The following is a 17,438-nucleotide window of genomic DNA, read 5'->3' on the forward strand; positions in this document are numbered from 1 at the left end:
CTAGCCCGCGGGGCACGTTGAGCGCTGCCTCCTGCTCACGGGCATCACGAACGCAGCAGCGCTGCCCAACGCACCAGCCAGGACTCCAGCACCAGCTGCGGGTTGGGGTTGCCCCCCGCCGCCAGCAGACGGCGCTGCTCACGGGCAAAGTCCAGCAGCTTGAACCAGTCACGGGTGCGGCCATTCTTGACCGCCTGACGCAACAAGGGCTCAAGACTCGGGTCACGCAGCTGCGCGGTATTGCCAGACAAGCCCATGCGAATCAGATCTTCCAGCCAGGCAATACCGTACCACAGCACCTGCGACAGCGGTTGGCGCTCCAGACGCCAGGCTTCCGCCACCGGCTCTCCCCCGCGCACCAGCGCGTCGAACAGTTCACGCAATGCCTGCCTGAGCTGGCGCTGGTCCGCCTCGCCCAGACGCACCGCCAGCTGCGGCAGGCCTCCTGCCATGCGCAGCAACGATTGGGCATCTTCGCCCAGCTGCTCGCTCAACCACGGCAGACTGTCTTCAGCCGACGGAATCACCAGGGGCCACTGCTGGCAGCGGGAGCGAATGGTCGGCAGCACGCGCGATGGCATGTCACTGAGCAGGATGAACAGGGTGTTGGCGCCGGGCTCCTCGAGACTCTTGAGCAGCGCGTTGGCCGAGGCGATGTTCATCGATTCCGCCGGCTGCAGGCGAATGACACGATAGCCGCCCTGCTGGGCCGTCTGGGCGACGAACCGATTGACATCGCGGATCGGGTCGATACGGATCATCTTGCCGACGTCCTGAGGTGACACCGCCATCAGGTCAGGATGATGCCCTGCCGCCAGCATGTGGCAACCATGGCAGTCACCGCAGGCGGCAGCGCCGGGTTTGCCCTGTGCGGTGCGACACAGCACACGGGCGATCATCGCATCCGCGAGTTCCTGCTTGCCAAGCCCCGAAGGTCCGCTGAGCATCACCGCGTGCGGCAGGCGACCGCTGTCATGCACGGCGGTGAAGTGCTGCCACAGCGAGTGCTGCCACGGCAGCGGCGAGAAACTCGAGAGTGTCACGCCGTCATCGCTGGATCGCGTTGCGCTCATGCGGTCTCTCCTGCCTGCCAGGCGGCGATGCGGGCCGACAGCACGCCGGCGATCTCGGCCTGTACCTCTGCCAGCGACTGATCGGCATTGATGGTGGCAAAGCGCTCGGGGTCTGCATCGCGCCGCTGGTGATAGCCGATTCGCACCGCTTCGAAGAACTGCTCGGCTTCCTGCTCGATGCGATCCGCGCCTTCGCCGGTCTCGGCGCGCCGTGCGGCCAGACGCCCTCGTGCGGCCTCGACCGGCATGTCCAGCAGCAACGTCAGATCCGGCTGCAGGCCTTTCTGCACCAGGACTTCCAGTGTGGTGATGTCGGCCAGCGGCAAGCCACGCCCGCCGCCCTGATAGGCGAAGGTGGCATCGGTGAAGCGATCACACACCACCCAGGCACCACGTTCCAGCGCCGGACGAATGGTCGCGGCCAGGTGCTGGGCACGCGCGGCGAACATCAGCAGCAGCTCGGCATCATCGCTCAAGGCCTCCGCGGGGGCCGGGTCCAGCAACAACCGGCGTATGGCTTCCGCCCGCTCACTGCCTCCGGGTTCCCGCGTGCGCACCACCTCGATGCCGTGCGCCTCGAGTTCGGCGACCACGAAGGCGACATTGGTGCTCTTGCCGACACCTTCTCCTCCTTCCAGGGTGATGAAACGCCCCGTCGATGGGCTCACCTCGAGGGGGGTGGTGTAGCGAGAAGACGTCGTGCTTGCGGCGCTCGGACGTGAAGACATGAGGTTTCCTGATTCAGACGGCAGATGACTCGCGACGAAGGCCCACGCGGCATGGCGATGATCACCGGACCACGCGGACATTTCGCCTCATTCACGGCGTATTACCGGTTGAGAATATAGCGGCGCACGGCGTTGTTGTGCTCTCGCAGAGTGCGCGAGAAGTGGTGCTTGCCCTCGCCCTTGGCGACGAAGTAGTAGGTGTCGCCTGGCTTGGGGTGCACCGCGGCTTCCAGAGCGGCACGCCCCGGCATCGCGATGGGTGTCGGCGGCAGGCCGGTGATCACGTAGGTATTCCAGGGGGTCGGCTTGCGCAGATCGGCACGCGACAGCGAGCCATCATAATCCTCGCCCAGACCGTAGATCACGGTCGGGTCGGTCTGCAGGCGCATGCCACGCTCCATGCGACGCTTGAACACGCCGGCGATCTCGCCACGCTCTTCCGGGGCACCGGTCTCGCGCTCGATCAGCGAGGCCAGAATCAGGGCCTCGTACGCGGTGGTGATCGGCAGGTCGTCATCACGCCCGGCCCACACGTCCTCCAGCGTCTTGCTCATGCGCGCGTAGGCCTGCTTGTAGAGCGACAGATCGCTCACGCCCTTGTGATAGCGGTAGGTGTCCGGGAAGAAGCGCCCTTCCGGCTTCTCGCCTTCTGCCCCTACGGCCGCCATCAGTTCCTCATCGCTCATGTCGCGAGTCGTATGCTCAAGCTTGGGTGAGGCGTCCATGGCGGTACGCATCTGGGCGAAGGTCCAGCCTTCCGGCACGGTCAGGGTATAGCTGACGACGTCATCGCTGGACAGCAGTGCCACCAGCTCACGCCCGTTGAGGCCCGGCGTGAGACGGAATTCACCGGCGCGCAGACCATTGACGGCATCAGGCTCCAGACGTGCCCATACCTTGTACGGCCAGCTGGCCTCGATGATGCCTCGGGATTCCAGCTCGCTCATCACCTTGGAGAGACTGGCACCGCGCGGGACCTCGAACAGCTGTTCCTGCTCGATCGCCAGCGGTGACAGCAACTGTGCCTGCCAGTAACGAAAGCCCACCATACCCGCAGCCACGGCCACGACGACCAGCATCAGAAGGATCTTGAATACACGCATAATCGGATTTCCAGTCTTCATGGCGAAGAAGGTGTCTGCTCGGGAACGCCCCCGCAGCCTGGACGCCTTCCATCAATACGCGGGCTCGCCCAGCAAGCGCGCGACAATGTCGTTCAGTGACGCAAGCGCCGGATGCCGCTCATCACTCCATTGGGCCAGAGGCGCTCCCGACGCCGCCAGCAAGGTGCGCAGCGGCCAGACGCCCTGCACGGAATTCATCACCACCACCACCTCGGCCGCCCTCAGTGATGACAGTCCTTCGCGCACTCGCATGACGGGGAGCTCGGCCTCTAGCGCCACCAGCAAGGTGCCCTCGACACCGGCGCGATCCAGGCATGGCGTGAACCATTGCCCGTCGCGATACCAGGCGAGGTTCATGCTGGTGGCCTCGACGAGCTCATCGCTTGCCGTCAGCAACAGCCCCTCCCGGATGGCGGGGTCTGTCCACTCACGGCGTGCCAGCACATTCTCGAGCCGGTTGAGATGCTTGAGTCCGGCCAGCGCCGGCTGCTCCGCCACGCGCAATTCGCACACGCGCGCCGTGATGCCCTGACGGGCCTCACGATTGACCACAAAGGGCATTGCGCGTGCCCGCAGACGAGGTTCGGGTGACTCGGGTGCCTTGTAGCCACGACCACCGGACCCGCCGGTGACGACCAGCTTGAGCACCTCGAGCCCCTCGCCCCGACAGACGTCCAGACACGCATCGAGCGCCTGCGACGAGGGCACGGGCAAGCCAAGTCGCCGGCAACCACGGGTCAGTCGCGCCAGGTGCCGTGACCATAGCTGCGGCTGGCCATCGCGCACCAGAATCGTCTCGAACACGCCCTCACCATAGGCAAGGCCGCGATCCTCCATGGGCAGGTCCGCCGCAAGCGAGTCGCGAAGCATCTCCTGCGTGGTACCGGTATGGTCAGCCGTCATCGATGCAACACTCCTTCGCGACATGCATGGCACACAAGGTGTCAGCAAGACATCGTGATCCGGTCATCACCGCCAGGCAACGCCCCACAGACAGACGCGCCCCCGGATGGGAGCGCGTCAGAGGGGAGATCACGACAGCGTGCGACCTCAGTCCTTGAGCTTGCCGAACACCAACGAGCCGTTGGTGCCACCGAAGCCGAAGGAGTTGGACAGGGTGTACTCGATCTTCATGTCGCGTGCGACATTGGGAACGTAGTCGAGATTGCAGCCCTCGGCCGGATTGTCGAGGTTGATGGTCGGCGGGGCGACCTGATCACGCATCGCCAGCACGCAGAACACGGCCTCGACGGCACCGGCGGCACCCAGCAGGTGACCGATCATCGACTTGGTGGAACTGACGGCCACATTGCGCGCCGCGTCGCCCAGCACGGATTCGACGGCCAGGCTCTCGGCCTTGTCGCCGGCATTGGTGGACGTGCCGTGAGCATTGATGTAATCGATCTCGCTCGGGTCCAGCTTGGCATCCCGAATGGCGTTGCGCATCGAGGCGGCCGCGCCACGGCCGTCTTCAGGCGGTGCCGTCATGTGATGCGCATCATCGGACATGCCGAAACCGAGCACCTCGGCGTAGATGGTCGCACCACGTGCCTTGGCGTGCTCATACTCTTCCAGCACCACGACACCGGCACCGTCGGACAGCACGAAGCCATCACGATCACGGTCCCATGGGCGGCTGGCCGCCTGAGGGTCGTCGTTGCGGGTCGAGAGCGCGCGCGCCGCGGAGAAGCCGCCCAGACCCAGCGGTGTGGTCGCCATCTCGGCACCACCGGCCACCATCACGTCAGCATCGCCGTAGGCGATGGTACGAGCGCTGTAACCGATGTTGTGCGTTCCGGTGGTACAGGCGGTGGTGATCGCGATGTTGGGGCCGCGATAACCGAACTGGATCGCCAGGTTGCCGGAGATCATGTTGATGATGGAGCCCGGCACGAAGAACGGCGAGATGCGACGCGCACCGCCTTTCTCCAGCGCCTTGTGATTGTGCTCGATCATCGGCAGACCACCGATACCGGAACCGATGGCAACACCGATGCGATCGGCATTGTCTTCCGTGCACTCGATACCGGAATCGGTGATGGCCTGATGGGCCGCCGCGATACCGTACTGGATGAAGAGGTCCATCTTGCGGGCCTCTTTCGGGTTCAGATACTGACCCACATCGAAATTCTTGATGGAACCGCCAAAACGGGTATTGAAACCGCTGACATCGAAATGCTCGATGGGTGCGATGCCACTCTTGCCCGCCTTGATGTTGCTCCAGCTTTCCTCGACGGTATTCCCTACCGGGGTCACCAGGCCTAGACCTGTCACCACTACCCTTCTGCGAGGCATCGTGTCTCCTCCAAAACTATCGACTTGGCACGCCTGGGCCAGCTGCACCTGGGCGGTAATTGAGCGCATTATACAGAAACCTTGCCAGTGATGGGCAGTCGGTTTTCCTGCGGTTTTCCAGACGCTGTCCTGCGCACAGGCGACGGGGGTGGCACCGCCATGTCACCTGCGATCAACACTGCCGACCACACGCCCTGCTCCCGCCTCTTTTCGCCCACAAAGACAGGGCTCTGGCACAGGAAGGTCGCGCGAGACATCCCGCGACAGGCTCACGCTCCTGCGCAGACCTCGCCCTTGCCTCGGACGTCGCCCGCCCCTGGCACCGCCAAACTCTCGCATCTCCCGCCGACAGAGAAGTCTGCCGTCCTTGCTGGCCGCTCTGCCAAGAAAGGCACGGCCGACCAGCGCTCAAGAGTGACGAATGGCAGAAACGACAAGAGCCGCACTGAAGACAGTGCGGCTCTTGAACGTACAGACGATTGCATCACGACCCTGAGCCACGAAGGGCCCGCTGGTCGCTTCAATCCACCTTACTGGTGGTTGACGATGTAATCGATAGCTTCCTGCACGGTGGTGATCTTCTCTGCTTCTTCGTCAGGAATTTCAGTATCGAATTCCTCTTCCAGAGCCATCACCAGCTCAACGGTGTCCAGGGAGTCGGCGCCCAAGTCTTCAGTGAAAGAGGAAGAGTTCTGGATGTCTTCTTCTTTGGCGTTCAGGCGCTCGGCCACAACCTTCTTGACGCGTTCTTCAATGGTGCTCATTTAACAATCACTCCTAGTGGTACGGAATCCGCAGCTCGAAAAAGCTGGGCGTAGTTTATAGGCCACCCCAAAAGGACGCAACCACGTCCCCGCGCGGGGCTTAGCGCATGTTCATGCCGCCGTTTACCTGCAACGTCTCACCGGTAATGTAGCCTGCTGCATCACTGGTCAGGAAGCCGACTGCCGCAGCAATCTCTTCCGGCTGGCCAAGGCGCGCCAGCGGGATGTTGCCGAGCAGCGCTTCGTGCTGCGCTTCCGGCAATGCTTCGGTCATATCAGTGGCGATGAAGCCCGGCGCCACTGAATTGACGGTAATGTTGCGCGACGCGACTTCACGCGCCAGCGAGCGGGCAAAGCCTTCCATGCCTGCCTTGGCGGCAGCATAGTTGACCTGACCGAGGTTGCCCATGGTCGCGACCACGGACGAGATGTTGACGATGCGACCGAAGCGCGCCTTGGTCATGCCGCGCAGGCAGCTCTTGCTGACACGGAAGACCGACTTGAGGTTGGTGTCGAGCACCGCATCCCAATCATCTTCCTTGAGGCGCATCAGCAGGTTGTCACGGGTGATGCCGGCGTTGTTGACCAGGATGGTCGGTGCGCCGAAACGCTCGCCGATTTCCTTGAGCACGGCGTCGACGCTGGCCTGGTCGGTGACGTTGAGCAGCATGCCCGCGCCTTCGATACCGTGCGCCTCGAGGTCAGCGCCGATGGCGGCCGCCCCTTTTTCGCTTGTGGCCGTGCCGATCACGATACGGCCCTGACGGCCGAGTTCACGGGAGATGGCTTGGCCGATGCCACGACTGGCACCGGTTACCAGTGCGATTCTGCGTTCGCTCGTCATCTTGAGTCCTGAGTTGGCTGATCCAAGTCACATGACTGGCCGCGCGGGCCAATCACGAGCTTACTGATTCTGTTCGGCAGCGGTCTCACGGGCAAGTTCCAGCGCCGCTTCCAGGCTGTCCGGGTCGTTCACGGCCAGGCCACGGGCCTGACGCTGGATACGCTTGCCGAGACCGGTCAACACCTTGCCCGGACCGCATTCGATGAAGGTCCGCGCGCCGCTGTCGAACATGGCATTGACGCAATCCGTCCAGCGCACCGGCTGATAGAGCTGCTCGATCAGACGCTGACGCAGTGTCTCGACATCCTCATGGGCCTTGGCATCGACATTCTGGATGACGGTGTAGCGCGGCGCACGGAAGTCGATGTCGTTCATCGCCTCGGCCAGCTTGTCAGCCGCCGGACGCATCAGATCACAATGCGAAGGCACGGAGACCGGCAGCGGCATGGCACGCTTGGCACCCGCCTCCTGACACGCCGCGATGGCACGCTCGACGGCAGCCGTGCCGCCCGCGATGACCACCTGACCCGGCGCATTGTAGTTGACTGCCGCGACCACTTCACCCTGCGCCGCACTGGCACAGGCAGCTTCGACCTGAGCATTCTCGAGACCGAGAATGGCCGCCATCGCGCCCTGCCCCTGAGGCACGGCAGTCTGCATGGCTTCGCCGCGCAGATTGACCAGCTTGACGCCTTCGGCAAAGCCGATCACGCCGGCGCAGACCATCGCGCTGTATTCGCCCAGGGAGTGACCGGCCATGCGCGCCGGACGCGGACCTTCCAGCTCCTGCCAGACGCGCCAGATGGCAACGCTGGCCGTCAGAAGCGCAGGCTGGGTCAACTCGGTACGATTGAGCTCCTCTGCCGGGCCTTCCTGCGTCAGATGCCAGAGATCGCGCCCCAGCGCGTCAGAGGCTTCTTCGAAGGTAGTGCGGACGACGCTGTAGCGCTCCGCCAGCTCCCGCAGCATGCCGACCTGCTGGGAGCCCTGTCCCGGGAAGATGAGGGCCAGGGAATCTGTCATTGCTGTCACCATTTCCATCTGTTCAGGTGGGACTGACACGGGTAAGGAAACCCGATTTCCGCTGGCCCGCCAGTGCGCTGCGCCGTGTCGCTCCCCTCCGGAGCCATTCACCAACGCCACACACTCCTGCCAGGGGAAAGCCTGCTTCTCCCTTCACTGCATTGTACTCGCCAGCGACACACTTGCTGCCTGCTGCCACCCTCTCACTCGCCATCCCTCGCGAGAACAGGCCTTCACACCTGCCGGACATCCCGGACATCAGGCGGCGCCTTCGCGTCAGACCCGATGCCACATCGGTCGGGCGCAGGCATTGTCGCACCGAGTGAGACCAAGCTCGACCCCCGCCGACCAAGAATCCGACCAATTTACGCAATTAACCCGGCAGGCTGCCCTTGAGAGCATGCGCAAGACGCTCCGGCAAGCCTCGACGCGCCTCACTCGCCGCGCGCGAGACAGCATAGGCGAATCCCTCCGCGGCCGCCCCGCCATGACTCTTGACGACCACGCCGGCCACGCCCAGCAGACTGGCACCGTTGTAGCGCACCGGATCCAGCTGACGAGACAGGCGCGTCAATGCCGGACGTGCCAACCAGGCCATCAGGCGCGTACGCCAATCCGCCGCCAATGTCGCCCCCAGCTGTGCCGACAGCATCTGGGCCAGCCCTTCACTACTCTTGAGCACGACATTGCCGACGAAACCGTCGCAGACCACGACGTCTACCTCACCTGCGAAGAGGTCGCCCCCTTCAACGAAGCCGAGATAATCGAAATTCGCACCGCTGCCAGCCAGCAAGGCATGCGCTTCCTGCACCTGCGCCGTCCCCTTGCCGGATTCGACACCGACATTGAGCAGCCCCACGCGCGGGCTGGTGACACCTTCCACCAGCTGGCACCGCACGGCACCCATGCGAGCAAATGCCAGCAGATGCTGCGGCGCGACCGCCACATTGGCGCCAAGATCCAGCAGACTGCAGGACCGCTCTCCCTGCGTGGGTACCGCCGCACAGATGGCTGGCCGCTCCACTCCCTCGACCGTTCCCACGTCCCGCATGGCCAACGCCATCAAGGCGCCGGTATTGCCCGCACTGACGCAGGCATCGGCCTGCCCGCTCGCCACCAGGTCGAGCGCACGGGACATGCTGCTGGGCTCGCGACTGCGCACGACACGCGAGGGGCGAGCATCAGACGCGACAATGCCGTCGACAGCGAGTGTCTGAAGGCGATCACGAACACGGGAGAGTGAAGCAGGGAGGGAATCAAGCTCGGCATCCAGAAGATGCCCTGGACCCACCAGCGTGGCGCTGAGTCGTGGGTCACGCAACAGTGCACTGGCAGTGCCCCGTAACGTAGCGCGGGGACCGAAGTCCCCGCCCATCGTATCGATGGCGATACGCACGGCGTTACGCCGTGCGCTGCATCAATGCTTTAGGCATCGACGACTTTACGGCCACGGTAGAAACCGTCGGCAGACACGTGGTGACGCAGGTGAACTGTACCGGTTTCCTTGTCCTGGGACAGGGTCGGTGCAGTCAGGGCGTCGTGGCTGCGACGCATGCCACGCTTGGAACGGGTTTTGCGGTTCTGCTGAACTGCCATGGGAATTACTCCAATCTTGTCGACAAATTGAGTTCAGTGCTTGTCCTTCAGGGTGCCAAGCACACTGAATGGATTCACAGCGGGTGCGTCCGAGGCCTCGGGTTCCACACCGCTGGCCAGCTGGTCGCGAGAGACGGCACAATCGGCCTCCTCGTGGTAGACCACCTGCGGCAGGACAAGGAGCACTTCATCCTCGATCACTGACAGGAGATCCAGCTGTTCGTTTTCCACCACTACCGGCTCGTACTCACCGGGCAGCTGCGATGCCAGTGCGTCATTGGTGACCAGTCCCAACAGGAATTCGCTGGAAAGCGGTTCCGGCTCGGTAGGTCCCAGGCAGCGCTGGCACAGCAGACTTGCCTCGAAGGCGATGCTGCCCTCGATGAAGCTGCGACGCTGAGTATCGATGTCAAAGGCCAACGTGATGCTCACGTCACCCTCCTGTGCACCGATCGCTTCAACTACACGGGGCATGTCCGCCAGAGGAATCACGCCTTCAAGGCGTTTTCCCGCTGACGCCAGCCGGTAGGGCTCGACCTTGGTCGGCAGTCTTGTGGTCAACATAGGCGCGCCATAATAGGGATTCCCCCTCCCGGTGTCAAAATGCATGAGCAACTTGTTCATTCTGCCAGCCCACGGCATGGCGGCCTTTCCGCGCCACCCGACCCGAGCATGAGTACAGATGAGGTCAGGCGGATCCTTCAGCGCGCGATTGTACGCCTGTGTCGCTTCAATGCCGAGAGGATTTGCGGCATCCTCCAATCTCAAGCATATCAACGAGTTGTCGTGAGAATGCATGGCGGCGATGCATCACACGGAGAATCACGCGCGCGCCGGCCCCTCTCGACCTCCTGCCCTCTCATGCTCCGCCCCCTTCGCGCCCCGAACGCCTGCACGAATCGAGAGCCCAAAAAGAGAACAACGCCATGACACGACTGGTACTGGCTTCCAGCTCCCGCTGGCGCCGAGCCTTGCTTGATCGACTCGGACTCCCCTACACATGGGGGGCGCCTGACATCGATGAAACCCCTCGTCCCACGGAATCTCCCGAGGCACTGGTTCATCGCCTGTCCCTGGGCAAGGCCAACGCCCTGGCGGAGGCCTATTCACACCACTTGATCATCGGCAGCGACCAGGTGGCCGTCTTCGAGGGCGAGATCCTCGGCAAGCCACAGGACCTGGCCGCCGCCCGCGCTCAGCTGACACGCTTCTCGGGACGCCGAGTCCGCTTCGTCACCGGCCTGGCGCTGTTGGATACACACAGCGCGCGACACTGGGTCTGCCATGAAAGCTACGACGTGGTGTTTCGCACGCTGAGCGAGCAGGAGATCACGCGTTACGTCGAGCGCGAATGCCCGCTGGACTCGGCCGGCAGCTTTCGCATGGAGGGGTTGGGCATCACGCTCTTCGAGCGTCTCGAGGGGCGTGATCCCAACACCCTGATCGGCCTGCCGCTGATTCGCCTGTGCGAACTGTTGCGTGAGGCAGGACTGGATCCACTGCTGGAGGGCTAGGGCAGGCGATAGCTGACCGGCGAGACATTGGCGTCAAGCCCCAACGCGCTGGCCATCACACCGGCAAAGCGCCGCGTAAAGCGCTCGAAGGGATCCTGACGCGGCGTGTAATCATGCACGCCACCCTGCGGCGCCAGCTCGGCGGCCAGCTCCTCAAGCGTTGCGGTGCGATCCACAAGCCCGAGCGCGCGAGCCTGCTCGCCGGTCCAGATCAGACCGGAGAACAGCGCCGGATCGTCCTTGAGCCGCTCACCGCGCCCGGCCTTGACCGCCGCGATGAACTGCTGGTGAGTCGTGGCCAGCACGTTCTGCCAGAAGTCGCGCTGCTCAGGCGAGATCTCGGAGAAGGGATCGAGAAACGCCTTGTTGTCACCTGCCGTGAACACACGTCGCTCGATTCCCAGCTCTTCCATCGGCCCCTTCAGTCCGAAGCTCGAGGAGATCACCCCGATGGACCCGACCAGACTCGACGGTGCCGCGAGAATCTCGCCGGCGCCGGCTGCCATGTAATAGGCGCCACTCGCCCCGAGATCCTCGATCACGGCGATCACCGGCTTGCCACCCTGCTCCCGCATGCGCATCAACTCGTCATAGACGCGCTGGGACTGCACGGGACTGCCGCCGGGGGAGTTGATATCCAGCACCACCGCCACGGAGGCCGGCGACTCATTGGCCGCTCGCAGACCCTTGATGATGCGCTCGGCATTGGCTTCGCCATCCGCCTCGATCACGCCCTTGACGCGCACGACACCGAGGTGCCGCTCACCGGGCAAGGCTGCCGGCTGGCTGCCGAGCGTGAAGAGGGTCACGGATGTCGCGATCGAGGCAATGAACAACAACGCGAACAGGAAGCGAAAGAACAGCTTCCAGCGCCTGGAGCGCCGTTGCTCGGTGACCACGCCCTGCACCCAGCGGTCCATCATCTCGAGCTGCACGGTACGCTCACGCGCCTGCCAGTCCACCTCGCTGCTGGAGGTGGCAGCGCTGTCAGCGCCCTGTCCGCTCGCGCCCGCTCCCCCCTCGTCCTTGCCACCTGGCCCTTCACGCCAGGGATCCTGCGGCCTGTCACTCATCGCTTGCTGCTCCTGTCATGGGCAGGACACCGTCATCATCTGACCGCGCCAAGCCACTCCATCAATTCATCGAAGTGCGAGACGATGCGCTGTGGGGCACAGGCCTCGAGTCGCGGCACGCTGTGCACGCCATAGGTGACACCGACACTGTGCATGCCCAGCGCACGCGCCATCTCGAGATCATATTCGGTATCGCCGACCATCAGCGCCTCATGCGCCTCAACGTTCAGCTCGGCCAGCAGCTCTTCGAGCATCAGTGGATGCGGCTTGGACAGCGTCATGTCCGCGGTACGCGAGGCGTGGAACCAGTCACCGCAGTCATGGGCCTGGAACATCCGATCCAGCCCGCGGCGACTCTTGCCCGTCGCGACGGCCAGCAGCTGCTCCGGGTGAGCTCGCAGACGCTCGATGCCATTTTCCACGCCCGGAAAGAAATCCAGCGGCGTGGTATCGACTGCCACGAAATGCTGCTTGTAGGCCTCGACCAGTGCCTCGCACTGGGCAGCCGAAGCTCCGGGGAACAGCCGCGCCATGGCCTCCGGCAATCCGAGACCGATGATGTCGCGCGCGGCATGCGCCGGAAGCTCTCCCATGCCGACCGCCAGCGAGGCCGCCTGCAGGCAATCGACGATGCGTGCCTCGGAGTCCATCAAGGTACCGTCCCAATCGAAGATGACCAGACGATAGCGAAGTGAAGGCAGTACCGCAGAGGCGTCAGTCATGACGGGCTCCCAATTCTCGAGCATTGGCAAGGACGCGCTTCATGCGCTTGTCCAGCGGCGCACGGACCGTCACGGTCCGCCCGTCGGTGGGGTCCGGGAAGCTGAGCTGAGCGGCATGCAGGAACAGCCGCTCCAGCCCGACCTTCTTCGCCAGCGCATTGCCGCGCTCGGTCCCGTACTTGGTATCGCCGAGCAGCGGGTGACCGGCATGCACGGAGTGCACACGAATCTGGTGGGTACGCCCGGTGATCGGCTCGGCCTCGACCAGCGTCATGCTGGGATAGGCTTCGCGCACCGCATAACGGGTACTGGCCGTCTTGCCGGCCTCGTCGACGCGCACGCGACGCTCCCCGTTGCCGCCGTCGTAACGCTCAAGCGGTGCATTGACGTAATCACGCCGCGAGTCCCAGCGCCCTTCCACCAGCGCCAGATACAGCTTGGTCATCTTGTGGGCCTTGAGGTCCGCATTGAGCTGCAGCAACGCCGCACGCGTCTTGGCCAGCAGGATGCAGCCGGAGGTATCACGATCCAGACGATGGACCAGCTCCAGAAACGGCAGTTCATCACGAATCTGACGCATGGCCTCGATCAGCCCGATCTTGACGCCGCTCCCGCCGTGCACGGCGAGACCGGACGGCTTGTTGATGACCATGAAATCATCGGTCTCGCGCACGATGCAGCCCGCCAGCACCTCACGCAGATTGCCACTGACTTCCTGCACCGCAGCTTCCGGCGACAGGCGCAGTGGCGGTACACGCACCAGGTCTCCCGCCTGCAGGCGATAGTCGACCTTGATGCGCTTCTTGTTCACCCGAACCTCACCCTTGCGCACGATGCGATAGATCAAGGCCTTGGGTGCCCCCTTGAGACGTGTACGCAGGAAATTGTCGATGCGCTGCCCGGCCAGTTCCGGGGCAACCTCGATCCACTGGACTGATTGGCCCTCGGCCATGTCTCGCTCCTTTCCGGCCTCGCCTTCGCGCGGCCTGTTCATCATGTTGCCGTACGCCGGGGCGCACTCAGACTGGCCATTCTACGGTGTCATGCGACCAATGGGGAATCATCCCGCCATCGGAGGGCTCTGGCTGCGCCGCTCAAGGCCGCGAAACCCGGGACGAATGGCGGGCATTCGGGCGAAGCATTTGATATGCCTGCCGAATTGCTGGCCCATACCTTTACTGGTATATTCGGGCCCAGTGAGATGGGCCTTCTCTATATGCCCGATCACCCGCGTCACGACCCCGCCGAGACGGCGAGGTAGACGGTTCTGCATGCGGCGTGAAACCCCATGCAGACCACGTGAACAGGGCCAGCCGGCCCACGACGAAACAATGCGCACCGACGTCAGCACCGTGCAGAGTCTTCACGCACCCTGTTGTCACCTGGCCTGTCGGCCGCGTGCTGTCCTGCGCAACGGGTCTGCCGATTGCAGATCACGAATGCCGCCTCACGGACAGTCGTCCAATGCCGCTGGCTGGCCAGCATCATGACGAAAGACATCGATAACGTCCGCGCCAGAGATGGCGAGGTAACGCTATCAGCGGGCGCGGGACGTGTTACCCCGCGCGCCGCAGCGCGACCGGCCGTGACGCCACCTCCCCGCGAGACACGTCACTGCCCTCGAGCGCAGCAACACGATGCAATGCCCAGCCTTCTGGTGGGCCAATGACACACTACCGCCCGGGCATGATGCCCGGGCAATCATTCGATATCCGTGCCGAAGGCCGGCGTCGATGAATCGGCGAATGCCAGGTGTTAGGGAAGAGACCGCAGGGCCGGAGGAGTCAACGTTCCCCGCAACACGTCCTGCCTCTTTCCAGTACTCAACATGATCATGCCGCATGTGGCACGTCACGAGACGTGCCTGCATGCGAAAGACGCATCCCACGACATGCGCTGAGCACAACACGAAGCTGAAAACGGTTCCTCGTCGCCGACGCAAATGCGGCTGCCCTTCGGCACGCCCAGTCTAGCGAGACGACATGAAACGGATGCTCATCAACGCGACCCAGCCGGAAGAGCTGCGCGTCGCACTGGTCGACGGACAACGCCTTTACGATCTCGACATCGAGTCTGGTGCCCGCGAGCAGAAGAAAGCCAACATCTACCGCGGCAAGATCACCCGCATCGAGCCCAGTCTGGAAGCCTGCTTCGTCGATTTCGGCGCCGATCGCCACGGCTTCCTGCCGCTCAAGGAAATCTCCCGCGAGTACTTCAGCAAGGACCCGGGCCAAGGCCGCCCCAACATCAAGGAAGTGCTCAAGGAAGGCCAGGAAGTCATCGTCCAGGTCGACAAGGAAGAGCGTGGCAACAAGGGCGCCGCCCTGACCACCTTCATCAGCCTGGCCGGCCGCTTCCTCGTGCTGATGCCCAACAACCCGCGTGCCGGTGGCATCTCCCGCCGCATCGAGGGGGAAGAGCGCGCCCAGCTGAAAGAGGCGATGAACAGCCTCACCCTGCCGGACAAGATGGGCGTCATCGTACGCACCGCCGGTATCGGCAAGAGCGCAGAAGAGCTCCAATGGGACCTCGACTATCTGGCTCAGGTCTGGGATGCCGTCACCAAGGCTGCCGCCAGCCGCCCTGCCCCCTTCCTGATCTATCGTGAATCCAATGTCATCATCCGTGCCATGCGCGACTATCTGCGCAATGACATCGGTGAGGTGCTGATCGATTCCGGTGACGTCCAGGAAGAAGCCCTGTCCTTCGTCCGTCAGGTCATGCCGAGCTATCAGCAGAAGATCAAGCTCTACGAAGACGACGTCCCGCTGTTCTCGCGCTTCCAGATCGAATCCCAGATCGAGACCGCCTATCAGCGCGAAGTGAAGCTGCCTTCCGGTGGCGCCATCGTCATCGACCACACCGAAGCTCTCGTCTCCATCGACATCAACTCCGCGCGTGCCACGCGTGGCAGCGATATCGAGGAAACCGCGCTGCAGACCAATCTGGAAGCGGCGGACGAGATCGCGCGCCAGCTGCGTCTGCGTGACATCGGCGGCCTGGTGGTGATCGATTTCATCGACATGACCCCGGCGCGCAATCAGCGTGAAGTCGAGAATCGCGTGCGAGACGCGCTCAAGATCGACCGCGCTCGCGTGCAGATCGGTCGCATCTCACGCTTCGGCCTGATGGAAATGTCGCGCCAGCGCCTGCGTCCGTCACTGGGCGAGACCAGCGGCGTGGTCTGCCCGCGCTGTGACGGCCAGGGCACCATCCGCGACGTGCGCTCCATGGCGCTCTCGATCATGCGCCTGATCGAGGAAGAGGCCATGAAGGAGCGCAGCTCGCAGATCCGCGCCATCCTGCCGGTGCCGGTCGCGACCTACCTGCTCAACGAGAAGCGCGCCACGCTGTTCGACATCGAGCGTCGTCAGGGCGTCAATGTCGTGCTGCTGCCGAACCCGGAACTCGACACGCCGCACTACGAAGTCGTGCGTCTGCGTGATGACCATGTCGATGAAGACGGTGCCGACAAGTCCAGCTTCGAGCTGTCCGTCGAGACCGAAGTCGGCAAGGAGCCGGATCCGAATTTCGACAAGCCACCGGCACGCACCGAAGCGGCGGTCAAGAGCGTGTCCCACACGACGCCTGCCCCCGCCTCCGCACCGGAAGTCAGCGAGCCCGCCGAGACTGACGAGAACACCTCCGCTTCCGGCAACGGCAACGGCAACGGCAACGGCAACGACAATGCCAAGAACGGCAACCGTCGTCGCAATGGCAATGGCAGCAATAACCGCAGCCGCAACGACAATCGCAACGACAGCCAGAGCGAGACTCGCAACGACAGTCGTCAGGGATCGCGCAGCGACACTCGTAACGACGGCCGCAATGCCAATCGCAACGACAACCGTCAAACCTCTCGCAATGACGGGCGCAATGCGGTGAGCAAATCCGAGGCCACGGCGGCCCCGGCCACCCAGGCACCGGCAGCAGCCCCTTCCGGCGGCGGTCTGCTGGCACGTCTGGCCAAGGGCTTCAGCCGCCTGCTGGGCAGCGACGACAGCGCCAGCGCGACGCCGGCCAAGTCCAGCGAAGCCCGCAAGGCACTGGAAAAGGCACGCGAACGTCGCGAAAGCGTCAGCGAAGCCTCAACCGACGGCAATGCACGCAAGGATGGCCGCAATGCCAACCGCGGCAACGCACGCAACGACAATCGTCGCCGCAACGCCGAGGGCGATTCACGCCAGCAGGACTCGCGCCAGCAGGACTCGCGTCAGCAGGACACGCGCGGCAACGACAACGATGGTCGCAACGACAACCAGAGCGACAACCGCTCCGAGGGTCGCAGCAACAACAAGCGTCGTCAGCGCAACGACCGTGGCAATCGTCGCAAGTCCAGCGAGTCGCGTCAGGACAACGCTCAGGACATCGTGACCAACGACAGCAAGCCGCAGGCAGAAGCGACGGAGAAGACATCCGACGCACAGACACCTGCCAAGGCGCCGTCTGGCAATGATGCCAAGAGCGATGCCAAGCAGAACGTTGCCAAGCAGAACGATGCCAAGCAGGACAATGCTGCCAAGCGTGATGACAAGCCGGCGCGCCGTGAGAAGCCTTCCAAGGCGGACAAGGCAGAGCAGGTCAACAGCCATCATGCTCGCGAGTCCATCAAGGCGGCAGAACAGGCCCAGCAGAGCGAGCAGCAGGCAGACGATGTCCAGCAGCCGACGCGCAACAATCCG

General features: G+C 63.7%; 15 protein-coding genes and 1 pseudogene. 2 read left to right on the forward strand and 14 right to left on the reverse strand.

Translation table 11 applies throughout. From position 1 onward, the window contains the following. Positions 1–44: 44 nt before the first annotated feature. The 11 genes from HXS66_RS02300 to HXS66_RS02350 all read right to left on the reverse strand — a co-directional run bounded on the left by HXS66_RS02300 (position 45) and on the right by HXS66_RS02350 (position 9,879). Positions 45–1,073, reverse strand: coding sequence for a DNA polymerase III subunit delta' (locus HXS66_RS02300; RefSeq protein WP_077372094.1), 1,029 nt, complete (start codon positions 1,071–1,073; stop codon positions 45–47). Continuing rightward, positions 1,070–1,801, reverse strand: coding sequence for a dTMP kinase (tmk, locus tag HXS66_RS02305; protein WP_176502771.1), 732 nt, complete (start codon positions 1,799–1,801; stop codon positions 1,070–1,072). The genes HXS66_RS02300 and tmk overlap by 4 nt, the downstream gene beginning before the upstream one ends. Positions 1,802–1,902: 101 nt before the next feature. Further along, the gene (gene mltG, locus HXS66_RS02310) at positions 1,903–2,904 is read right to left on the reverse strand and encodes an endolytic transglycosylase MltG (RefSeq protein ID WP_176502772.1); all 1,002 of its coding nucleotides are present in this window, start codon (positions 2,902–2,904) and stop codon (positions 1,903–1,905) included. A gap of 72 nt (positions 2,905–2,976) precedes the next feature. Further along, positions 2,977–3,828 (reverse strand): aminodeoxychorismate lyase, encoded by an 852-nt coding sequence (gene pabC, locus HXS66_RS02315; RefSeq protein ID WP_255303060.1) that lies wholly within the window; start codon positions 3,826–3,828, stop codon positions 2,977–2,979. A gap of 147 nt (positions 3,829–3,975) precedes the next feature. Beyond that, complete coding sequence (gene fabF, locus HXS66_RS02320) at positions 3,976–5,220, reverse strand: beta-ketoacyl-ACP synthase II (RefSeq protein ID WP_077372085.1); 1,245 nt, start codon at positions 5,218–5,220, stop codon at positions 3,976–3,978. A gap of 530 nt (positions 5,221–5,750) precedes the next feature. Then, on the reverse strand, positions 5,751–5,984 hold the full coding sequence (gene acpP, locus HXS66_RS02325) for an acyl carrier protein (protein WP_065392587.1): 234 nt from the start codon (positions 5,982–5,984) through the stop codon (positions 5,751–5,753). A 100-nt stretch (positions 5,985–6,084) separates the two neighbouring features. Next, positions 6,085–6,828, reverse strand: a complete 744-nt coding sequence (gene fabG / locus HXS66_RS02330; protein WP_043331893.1) for a 3-oxoacyl-ACP reductase FabG — start codon at positions 6,826–6,828, stop codon at positions 6,085–6,087. Between the two features lie 60 nt (positions 6,829–6,888). Then, complete coding sequence (gene fabD, locus HXS66_RS02335) at positions 6,889–7,851, reverse strand: ACP S-malonyltransferase (protein WP_077372081.1); 963 nt, start codon at positions 7,849–7,851, stop codon at positions 6,889–6,891. Positions 7,852–8,224: 373 nt separating this feature from the next. Beyond that, positions 8,225–9,247, reverse strand: a complete 1,023-nt coding sequence (plsX, locus tag HXS66_RS02340; RefSeq protein WP_176502773.1) for a phosphate acyltransferase PlsX — start codon at positions 9,245–9,247, stop codon at positions 8,225–8,227. 29 nt (positions 9,248–9,276) lie between these two features. Beyond that, the gene (gene rpmF / locus HXS66_RS02345) at positions 9,277–9,447 is read right to left on the reverse strand and encodes a 50S ribosomal protein L32 (protein WP_065392644.1); all 171 of its coding nucleotides are present in this window, start codon (positions 9,445–9,447) and stop codon (positions 9,277–9,279) included. Between the two features lie 33 nt (positions 9,448–9,480). Then, positions 9,481–9,879 carry a YceD family protein gene (locus HXS66_RS02350; protein WP_308457318.1) on the reverse strand — a complete coding sequence of 133 codons (399 nt, stop codon included), beginning with the start codon at positions 9,877–9,879 and terminating at the stop codon, positions 9,481–9,483. Positions 9,880–10,373: 494 nt separating this feature from the next. On the opposite strand from HXS66_RS02350, the gene HXS66_RS02355 reads away from it, so the two are divergent. Next, positions 10,374–10,961 (forward strand): nucleoside triphosphate pyrophosphatase, encoded by a 588-nt coding sequence (locus tag HXS66_RS02355; protein WP_136938265.1) that lies wholly within the window; start codon positions 10,374–10,376, stop codon positions 10,959–10,961. Here HXS66_RS02355 and sppA read toward each other — a convergent pair. From sppA to rluC, 3 genes are read right to left on the reverse strand one after another with little or no spacing between them, the layout of a single operon-like run. Beyond that, positions 10,958–12,034, reverse strand: coding sequence for a signal peptide peptidase SppA (sppA, locus tag HXS66_RS02360; protein WP_077372070.1), 1,077 nt, complete (start codon positions 12,032–12,034; stop codon positions 10,958–10,960). The two genes, HXS66_RS02355 and sppA, sit on opposite strands and share 4 nt — an antisense overlap. Positions 12,035–12,069: 35 nt before the next feature. Next, positions 12,070–12,756, reverse strand: coding sequence for an HAD-IA family hydrolase (locus tag HXS66_RS02365; RefSeq protein WP_176502774.1), 687 nt, complete (start codon positions 12,754–12,756; stop codon positions 12,070–12,072). Next, positions 12,749–13,708: a 23S rRNA pseudouridine(955/2504/2580) synthase RluC gene (gene rluC, locus HXS66_RS02370; RefSeq protein WP_077372067.1), complete on the reverse strand. Its 960-nt coding sequence runs from the start codon at positions 13,706–13,708 to the stop codon at positions 12,749–12,751. The genes HXS66_RS02365 and rluC overlap by 8 nt, the downstream gene beginning before the upstream one ends. 1,030 nt (positions 13,709–14,738) lie before the next feature. Between rluC and rne the strand changes: the two are divergent. Next, positions 14,739–16,595, forward strand: a pseudogene (gene rne, locus HXS66_RS17595) (ribonuclease E); the annotation flags it as partial. Between the last annotated feature and the right edge of the window lie 843 nt (positions 16,596–17,438).

It is taken from the genome of Cobetia sp. 5-11-6-3 (assembly GCF_013374055.1).
Taxonomy (GTDB): Bacteria; Pseudomonadota; Gammaproteobacteria; order Pseudomonadales; family Halomonadaceae; genus Cobetia; species Cobetia marina.